The organism is Asaia siamensis, from assembly GCF_014635085.1.
In the GTDB taxonomy this organism is placed as follows: Bacteria; Pseudomonadota; Alphaproteobacteria; order Acetobacterales; family Acetobacteraceae; genus Asaia; species Asaia siamensis.
The window spans coordinates 241,898-248,203 of the sequence record NZ_BMCH01000006.1 but is presented as its reverse complement, the minus strand read 5'-3'; the positions used below and the strand labels follow the sequence as shown (position 1 = coordinate 248,203).

The window sequence follows — 6,306 nt, the reverse complement described above, 5'->3', positions numbered from 1 at the left end:
GTCGGTCGCCGCCAGGTCCCCTGATCCACCCCACAAAAACACCACCCCCGCGGGGTGGAGCAGCCCGGTAGCTCGTCAGGCTCATAACCTGAAGGCCGCAGGTTCAAATCCTGCCCCCGCAACCAAAATCCCCATACAATACACAATACCACAACGCGCTCAGCTAAACGCTCAGCGCGTATTCGTCGTTCGATCAGAAAAATAGCGCGACCATCACAAGCCTGCTCCCGTAAAACCAATGCCGACGCAGCAAAAGACAGCCTCAGCAGTCCGTTCAATCAAAGCGCACGGGTCCAGCTCGCAGCGGGGCTTGAGCAGAAAAAGAGAGGCGGCGCGGTGACGGCGCACGAGGTGAAGAGGTGTGATTTCTCCTGAACCTCGACCGGTTCGCTGAAATTGCGCGCTTCAATATAAGGAACACTTCCGTACTCTACTTTCGTACCGAGGAGGAAGGGCAGGTAGGGTAATCTCTACGAAGAGAATATGTAGCTTTTGATTCGTATGAGTGTCTCTTGAGCTTGTTATGAAATAGCCCTTCAGTACCTTTGGAAGGTTACGCGCTCAGGCGGCACGAACTGCTTGTTTTTGGCTGAGTGAAGAGTTTAAGCCTCAGCGTATATTGTGCCTGTCTGCTTTGCCGGTGAAAATGAAGCGGTGACTCATACCTGGTGAGCGAAAGCGAAATCACATGATTCATCTGTTCACGGCATCCTGGCTTTTCTGGGCAGTTTTATCGGCGGGTTTTGCTGCTCTGACGGCTATTCTTGCAAAGCTGGGTGTGAGCCAAATCGATTCCGATGCGGCGACCTTCATACGCACACTAGTCATCGTTGTAATTCTTGCTGCGTATCTGGTGATATCGGGAAAGTTTCGTGCTGTCGGCCCGGTAGGCTTTCGAACAGCGCTGTTTCTCGCCCTTTCCGGTCTGGCGACCGGGGCATCGTGGCTCTGTTATTTCCGGGCACTGAAGCTGGGTGATGCTGCACGCGTAGCGCCGGTCGACAAGTTGAGTGTTGTGATCGTTGCCATCTTTGGCGTCTTAATGCTTGGAGAATATCTGTCGGTAAAGGGATGGCTTGGTGTTGCTTGTATCACCATAGGCGCGCTTCCGGTGGCGACGGCCTAAATTTACGGCATTCGCATGTCTCGGGCTTCGTCTGCCGGGAAGTCTTTCAGGGCCTGCCGCCATCTGGATAGCAGGCGGTACGCGGATCCGGATGTGAGCGGGGTGCGAGGTCCGGTTGGCTCCGACTATCGCAGGTCGTAACAGGCCTCAGTCTCTCGCTGCACACGCTGCCGGCAATTCGCAAACGGCCAGATGAAGTTCGTCGATCTTCCCAGCTCCGCACTATCCTCATTGAGAGTTAGAGATAGTAGGGGGGCCTCCGGCTACGCTTGTGTCAGGCTTGAGCAATCTCTTTGAGAGCTTCGCAGGTCTCTACCCCCAGAAGGCACTGATCGATATGGATCTCACGCTGTAGTAGGCCAATGGCGCGGGTTATTGCCTTTTCTCGACCCAGAGCTGCTGCGTAAAGAAAAGGGCGACCTATCAGAACAGCGTCGGCCCCTGAAGCAAGACCTTTCACGACATCTGTTCCACGGCGGAAACCGCTATCGACGAGTACGGTCATCGACCCGCTCTCGGCTTTGATGGCACTCAGGACTTCCATTGGTGAAACGGCACAATCGAGCTGCCTCCCGCCATGGTTGGAGACAACAATCCCGTCAGCTCCCAACTCGCGCGCCAGCTTCGCATCTTCTGGAGAGAGCACGCCCTTGATGATCAATGCGCCCTTCCAGTAACGGCGGATCATCTCTGCGTGCTTCCAGCTGAAGCTTGCATAGCCGGTGACGGCATCGATCTCGCTTGAAAAAATGGAAGGCCGTTCGACAGGATCAATATTGCTGATCCGAGGTACGCCTCTCTGACAGACGGTTTTCAGCCCGGTTCGATAGAGCCAGGAGGGATGCCGGGCCATATCGAAAGCCAGGCGCGCTGTCGGGCGGAACGGCATGGTGTAACCGTTTCTCTTGTTGTTTTCCCTGTTAGAGCCGACGGCGACGTCAGCAGTCAGGAAATAAGCAGTAAATCCCGCATCGGCCACGCGTTTGACCATGCGCTCGATATTGCTTTCATCGGGTTTCTGGTATCCGGCAAACCAGCAACCCGGATAGCTCTGTCCTATTTCTTCGATTGGCGTGATGGCATTCGCACTCAGGATATAGGGTATCCGGGCAGCTCTGGCGGCTTTGGCCATGGCGTTATCGGCGTCATGGGCAACGACTGCCGAAGCGCCCATGGGGGCTATCATGAACGGGCTCGCGAAACGCTGCCCGAATAAGGTGACTTTCTGAGAGCAAGCCGAGACATCACGCAGGATGCGCGGGATCAAACGGATGCGGTTCAGCACTTCCCGGTTATGGCTGATTGTCGTGCCATCATCGGCACCTCCCTGCACATAACCGAAAATCGCTCTGGGAAGATGCTTGCGTGCCTGAGCCTCGAAATCGTTCAGATTGAGTATCTGCTTCAGCCTTGCGGATGAAATCCCGGGCATGCGTCAAATCCTTACTGTCTGGCTCGCCGTCAGAGGCCGTTTCTTTTTGGGTTCTTCCAGAGGGAGCGGTGCAATGGGCCCCACGATGAAGAGATAGGAGAGCGCCCCCAACAGGCCGAAGGCACCGGTCGCGCAAAGCGGGATCATGAAAGAGCCATGCGTCAGGCTCACCATGAGACCCGTAAAACTGGCGATGACGATACCCGCAATATTGGCGGCACTGTTCTGCAGCCCGCCCAGCGTCGCGACGAGATCGGCACTTGGGGCGATGTCGGCTGGCAACGACCAGATATTCGCTCCGGTAAAGGCGATGCCGCCGAATGAGACCGAAAGCAGAGCGATGCAGAGCCAGGTCTGTGTGGCAAAGGCTGATAGAGCGATCACGGAGGACAATAGCAGCCCGCCAACCAGACAGCTTTTGCGCGCTACGGTCAGACTCCAGCCGTGCCTGTGCAATGTGTCAGAGGTCCAGCCGCCCAGCCACGCGGCAGGGATGGCTGTCACACCGGGTATCATGCCGATCAGGCCAAGTTCCTTGAGCGAGAACCCGTGAGCTGACACGAGATAACTCGGGAACCATGTCGCAAAGAAATAGAAGACAAAATTCGCGCAGAAAAATCCGAGCATCATGCCCCACACCGAGCGGTGTTTCAGCAATTGCTTCCAGGCGCCGGGTGCCGCCTTGCTGCTGGCCGGTTGAGCTTCCCTCAGCTTGGCTAACTGGTACGACGATATCGCCGGATGCCGGTCAGGATCATGATAGAACGCAAGCCAGATGACCACCCAGATCAGGCCCAGCCCACCTGCGGCGACAAATGCCAACCGCCACCCAAGCCAGCCGATCAGCAGGGCTACAAGGGGAAGAGAAACAGCCGCACCGGCGCGTGAGCCGCTGTCGAAAATACCAGCGGCCAGACCTCGCTCGCTTTTGGGAAACCAGAGCGATGCGACTTTTGCATTCGATGGATAGCTGCCCGCTTCGCCTATGCCGAGAGCCAAGCGCAGACCGAGAATGCTGAGTGGCCCGCGTATGATCGCTGTCAGAGCGGTACAGATCGACCACCACATGACCGCCAGCGTATAGGCTGAACGCACACCGAAACGATCGACGATCATGCCAAAAGGCAATTGCATGAACGCGTAGCTCCAGAAGAACGCGCCCAGAATAACGCCCAGAGTGGCCGGGTCGATATGGAGCTCCCTCGCCATGAAGGGAGCCGCAATGGCAATGGTCGCGCGGTCTATGTAGTTGATAGTGGTTGCGGCGAAACAGAGGATGATCATCAGCCAGCGCAGTCGGGGCATGATCTCTCTCCGGTTTGAGGGGATGCCGGGCGGTTCCCTGCATCGACACCGGGCCGATGCAGGACAACGAAGCTTATCTGGGCAGGACGCGACGCAGATAGTCGCGGTTGGTCGCGGCCACGCTCAGGCCGTCGCCACCGTAATGCTCAACCAGGAAGGCACTCTTGAAGCCGTGTGCCAGAGCCATTTTGATGGCTGCCCGGTAGCTGATCACGCCGAATTCGAGGGGCGCGGGAGCGGTCACTACCATGCCTGTCGTCGCGTCTTCGGTACGGAAGTAGTTCTTGACGTGCCAGTAGCGTGCAAAAGGCGCGACTTTCTGCATCATCGACTCCCAGTGCTCGACCGGGCGATGCAGACGCACCAGATTTCCCAGATCGGCATTGATGCCGACATTGGAACAATCGACATCCTCGACGAAGCGTACCGCGCTATCGGCTGTGCCTAGATAGGTATCCTCGTACATTTCCAGGGACAGATCGATACCGACTTCCTGGGCGTGTCGTGCCAGTTCGCGTATGCGCTCGACGGCTTTTTTCCATGTCTCCTTGTCATCCGGATTGACGGTGCCCTGCGCCGTCCAGAACCAGAGTGCGGCTTTCTGGGGCGGGGTCAGAGGATAGAAGAGACCGAACGAGACTTCCTTGATGCCCAGTCGAGCGGCCGTGTCGATCACGCGATGGCTGTAGGCGAGGTTTTCATCCGCTGCTTCAGGATCGATCACGGAACGGCGGGCCGTCGATAGCCCCGGCATGGTCAGCCCGGCCTCTTTCACCAGATCTGCAAAAACCTGCTGACGCGCCAGAGGCAGATCGGCGAGCCTGATCCATGAATCTGTGGGGTCGATTTCTGTAAAGCCAGCGTCTGTCACCTCGGCGAGGGTAGCGGCCCATTCCTCGGGCTTCTGGTCCTGCACGCTCGAGCCGTCTGGCAGGATATTGGCATATTGGATCATCGCCGCAGCGATGGGCCAGTTGGTGCGGTTGAGAGGGCTAGGCATGGTGAATCTCCTTTTTTGCAGGAAAAACGATCAGTCGCTCAATGGGCGGGGTGGTGGCTTTCATGATTGGTGCGCGGCAGAAAAGCCGCGATAATCAGCCCGACCAAACCCGAGAGGGCGACGGCATAGAGCCCGGCCGCAGGGCTCTCCCAAAGATGAGAGGCAAAGCTGCGGATATTGGGCGCGGCGAAACCACCGAGATTGCCGAGTGCGTTGATCAGCGCGATTGCGCCTGCGGCTTGTGCCCCGGTGAAATGGGCGAGAGGGAAATTCCAGAAAACCGCCTGAACCGTCACGACGCCGGCGGCGGCGATGCACAGCCCGATGATCGCAACGATGCCGGACTCTGCCCCCGAGACGAACAGGCCGATTGCGGCCATGCTCAGGCAGACGAGCAGACCCAGTCTTGGCGCGTCGTGCTTTTGCACCAGACGGGTGATGACGAAGGTCGAAAGAATAGCGAAAGCCCAGGGGATGCCGCTGACGAGACCGACACGAAAGCCGATCTTTTCATGCAGGATCGAAGAGACCTGCTCGGGCAGATAGAACACGACGCCGTAACTCGCGACCTGCATGACCATGTAGAGTGCAAGGAACTGGAGCAATTTGCTCGAATGCAGGAGTGCACCGAGCTTGACGCCGTGATGATCTGCCCCCTCCTTGGCAGCCGCTTCTCTGCGCAGGATGTCATTGAGCGTTGCTTTTTCCTCGTCTGTCAGCCAGGCGACATCCTGTGGTTTGTCAGGCAGGACGAACCATGTGGCGATACCCATTGCGACGGCGAGCCCGCCCTCAAGCAGGAACATCCATTGCCATCCGGCGAGGCCGAGCAGCCCGTCCAGATTGAAGAGCGCTCCCGAAAGCGGATTGCCGAACGTCATGGCCAGCGGATAGCCGAAATAGAACACCCCCAGCACCTTGGTGCGCTCTCTCTCGGGAAACCAGAAGGTGAGGTAGAGCATGATGCCGGGAAAGAAACCGGCCTCGGCAATGCCCAGAAAGGTGCGCAGAACAACGAAGGAAACATTGCCCTGGGTGAACATCATGCCTGCGGAGACGACGCCCCATGTCACCATGATGCGCGCCATCCAGCGTCTGGCGCCCACCCGGTAGAGAATGAGGTTGCTCGGGATTTCGAACAGCGCATAGCCGATGAAGAAAACACCGGCACCGAAGGCAAACATTGCATCTGACACACCAACATCGGTGTGCAGCGCCTGCTTGGCAGAGCCGATATTCGACCTGTCAAGAAAGGCGACGATATACATCAGGATGAGAAAAGGCAGCAGCTTGGCAAATGCCTTGCCGGTGGCCCGCGCTCTCAGGGTTTCAGGGCTTGCGGGGGGCGCTGTCGCGGGAGTGGCAGAAATCATGAGGCTCGGCTCCTCATCACGCCCCGGCTTTTCGCGCAGGGCATGGATGTGGTCAGGCTGATGGAGAGAG

5 protein-coding genes and 1 tRNA gene are annotated in these 6,306 nt (G+C 57.8%); 2 read left to right on the top strand and 4 right to left on the bottom strand.

Annotated features, from left to right (window positions below; all coding sequences use genetic code 11):
- Positions 1–48: 48 nt before the first annotated feature.
- Both IEV53_RS12170 and IEV53_RS12165 read left to right on the top strand, forming a co-directional pair.
- A tRNA-Met gene (locus IEV53_RS12170) sits at positions 49–125 on the top strand.
- Positions 126–688: 563 nt separating this feature from the next.
- Complete coding sequence (locus IEV53_RS12165) at positions 689–1,126, top strand: EamA family transporter (RefSeq protein WP_188427090.1); 438 nt, start codon at positions 689–691, stop codon at positions 1,124–1,126.
- 274 nt (positions 1,127–1,400) lie between these two features.
- Here IEV53_RS12165 and IEV53_RS12160 read toward each other — a convergent pair whose 3' ends face one another.
- The 4 genes from IEV53_RS12160 to IEV53_RS12145 all read right to left on the bottom strand — a co-directional run bounded on the left by IEV53_RS12160 (position 1,401) and on the right by IEV53_RS12145 (position 6,236).
- On the bottom strand, positions 1,401–2,558 hold the full coding sequence (locus IEV53_RS12160; protein ID WP_188427089.1) for an alpha-hydroxy acid oxidase: 1,158 nt from the start codon (positions 2,556–2,558) through the stop codon (positions 1,401–1,403).
- 3 nt (positions 2,559–2,561) lie between these two features.
- Entirely contained in the window at positions 2,562–3,863 is a 1,302-nt protein-coding gene (locus tag IEV53_RS12155; RefSeq protein ID WP_188427088.1) for an MFS transporter, read from the bottom strand.
- Between the two features lie 73 nt (positions 3,864–3,936).
- Entirely contained in the window at positions 3,937–4,863 is a 927-nt protein-coding gene (locus tag IEV53_RS12150; protein WP_188427087.1) for a sugar phosphate isomerase/epimerase family protein, read from the bottom strand.
- Between the two features lie 38 nt (positions 4,864–4,901).
- On the bottom strand, positions 4,902–6,236 hold the full coding sequence (locus IEV53_RS12145; protein ID WP_188427086.1) for an MFS transporter: 1,335 nt from the start codon (positions 6,234–6,236) through the stop codon (positions 4,902–4,904).
- Between the last annotated feature and the right edge of the window lie 70 nt (positions 6,237–6,306).